This window comes from Mesorhizobium sp. A623 (assembly GCF_054489405.1).
This window is the reverse complement of record NZ_JBTMXB010000094.1, coordinates 1-2,396: the sequence shown is the minus strand read 5'-3', so window position 1 is coordinate 2,396 and position 2,396 is coordinate 1. Positions and strand designations below refer to the sequence as shown.

The 2,396-nt window shown below is 61.6% G+C and carries 2 protein-coding genes and 1 pseudogene; 2 read left to right on the top strand and 1 reads right to left on the bottom strand.

Annotation, left to right across the window (positions count from 1 at the left end; translation table 11 throughout):
• Nucleotides 1–565 (top strand): annotated as a pseudogene (locus tag ACX3P1_RS27920) (IS91 family transposase); the annotation flags it as partial.
• On the top strand, nt 562–792 hold the full coding sequence (locus tag ACX3P1_RS27915) for a hypothetical protein (protein ID WP_459083021.1): 231 nt from the start codon (nt 562–564) through the stop codon (nt 790–792). The pseudogene ACX3P1_RS27920 and the gene ACX3P1_RS27915, both read left to right, overlap by 4 nt.
• Before the next feature lie 369 nt (nt 793–1,161).
• Here ACX3P1_RS27915 and ACX3P1_RS27910 read toward each other — a convergent pair whose 3' ends face one another.
• Entirely contained in the window at nt 1,162–2,319 is a 1,158-nt protein-coding gene (locus ACX3P1_RS27910) for an IS110 family RNA-guided transposase (protein WP_459083019.1), read from the bottom strand.
• Between the last annotated feature and the right edge of the window lie 77 nt (nt 2,320–2,396).

The window sequence follows — 2,396 nt, the reverse complement described above, 5'->3', positions numbered from 1 at the left end:
GCCGACTCACCTTCTTCGGGTCGATTGCGCATCTGACCGAGTGGCGGGAATTCCTGCGCCATCTTGCTTCCGTCCGAAAGAAGCCGCTGGGTGGTCTACGCCAAAGCGCCCTTCGCGGGACCGGAGGCGGTGCTCGCCTACCTGTCGCGCCACCCATCGGGTGGCAATCTCGAACAGCCGCCTGATCGCCTTCGACGAGACCGGCGTCACCTTCCGCTACAAGGATTACCGCCGAGATGGCGCGGACCGGCAGCAGATCATGACGCTTGGCACCGATGAGTTCATCCGCCGCTTCCTGCTCCACGTGTTACCGCGCGGCTTCCACCGCATCCGGCATTACGGCTTGCTCGCCGGTTCCGCCCGCAAGGCCAGCCTCGCACGCGCCCGCGAACTGCTGGGCGTCGCCGCGCCGCCGGATGACGACACACCAAACGAACCGGAGGAGTTCCGGCCGCCATGCTCTTGCTGTGGCGGACGCATGATCGTCATCGAGGTGTTCGAACGATGGAGACAGCCGCGCGGACCGCCGGAAGCGACGGCGACGAACCCGGAGAAGTACCCATGACCCGGCATGGCACGGTCGAGTATTCAGTCGCAGGCGGCAAACATTCGGCAACGGGGCCACACGCATCCGTGGTGGCCATCGAGGCCGACAGAGTCGCGACAAGCCCCGCGCCGGGTCGGCAACGCGGCACGGAAGCGCAACGAAGCGGCCTGACCGCATCCATCGCGGCGCTTCCCGATGACGGTCGCGCCATCGATGACATCAGCCGAAACTCGAAATCTCCATAGCCATCGATTGTGGCCCGCGGGTTCCTTCCTCGGGGACTTTCGTACGCCTGCCGGCGCCCGAAACTCTTATATGGGGATCGTCAACTGCAAAACGGCCTCACATCAGCATTGTCAGGTGTCTCCGGGTAAATCGCAGATCCATTTGGTGGGTCCGATTGCGTGACGCGGTTCGCGAACGAACCCAGTCCACCTTATATTCGGTCAGGCGAATGCACCTGTTCCATGATCCCGCTTGCGGCGGATTCGGACCCGAGAGACGAGACCATTCTTCAACGGCGGCTGTTTGAGGGCCATGAGTTTCGTCGGTTCGTCTACCGAGGATCTGCCAGGCCCGATCGGCCCTGGGAGATTGCTGAAGTCGAGCGGGGTTTACGCTGATGGTGTCGTCAGGGCCGCCCCTTCTATGACAACTCCAGCGTTCACGTATTTCCACAGCGCGACAAGCAGTTTACGGGCAAGCGCGATGATCGCCGTCTTCTTATGCCGGCCACCATTCTGCATGACCCGAGTCTTGAACCATTGGCTGAGTGCCGAGTTTGGCTGATGGCGCACCCAGAGCCAAGCAGCCTGGACAAGCATCGACCGCAGCCTGGGATTGCCGGACTTCGACACCCCTTGCTCATAGTCGATCTGACCACTTTGCCAGGGCGTGGGGGCAAGACCGGCGTAGGCGGCGACCTGTCTTCGATTGTCGAATTTCCGCGAAAGTCCCTCGGACCACAGGACTGCTGCAAACTCGGGACCAATTCCCTTGAGGTTGAGCAGCAGGGCCGGTGTTGGCACATCTGCCGCCAAGAGCATAGCGTCGCGTTCCTCCTCGACATTCTTGATCTGCTGGATCAGCAACTCAAGGCGATCAAGTTCCCGGCTGATCTGAGACTTGAGCGCTGGCGGCAGTGAATGACCGTCTCCGGTGATGAGCGTGTCGAGGCGCTTGCGTCGATCGCCCCTCAAGGGCTCGTATCCGGACACACCTTGGCTGAACAGCAGGCCCTTTATCCTGTTGACGTGCCTGATCCGTTCGTTCGTCAGCGCCTTCCGCTCGCGCACCAGACGGCGACGGTCCTCATCCTCTGGCGTTGGCACACGCAACATCGCGCAAACCCGAGGCTCGCCGCGATTGTAGGCCAGCAAAGCCCGAACCAGCGCCTCCCCGTCAATCCTGTCGGTCTTGGCCCGCCGACGGCGGCGTGATGTGGCGATGGATGCGGGGTCAACGACATAGCTCTCGATGCCTTCGCGTTCGAGGACCCGATGTATCCAGAACCCATCCAGACCAGCCTCCTGGATTGATATGACCCGAAAGCTCTGCCCTGTTCGCACTACCGCCTTTCGTTGCAGCTCTGCGAAGTGATCGAGTAAACCCGGAACGTCGCCCCCCGACACGATGTGTCTCGACATTTTCTCGCCCCCTCCTGGCGCAAGGGAGGTCACAAGCCACTTCGAACGAGACAGTTCTAGCGAGACGAAAATTGCGGCAAGATCGACGCGGATAGCGGCCGGGGCTTTGGTGCTGTTGGCGTGCATGCTGACCTCCATGTGATGTTTGGCGACCTTACTCTGGCAGAGCGTTGGTCGCTTTCCATCCCCATAGGATCTTCACG

Coding starts and splice junctions, on each gene's coding strand:
- ACX3P1_RS27910 (WP_459083019.1), bottom strand. CDS start 2,319: ATGCACGCCAACAGCACCAAAGCCCCGGCCGCTATCCGCGTCGATCTT.
- ACX3P1_RS27915 (WP_459083021.1), top strand. CDS start 562: ATGACCCGGCATGGCACGGTCGAGTATTCAGTCGCAGGCGGCAAACAT.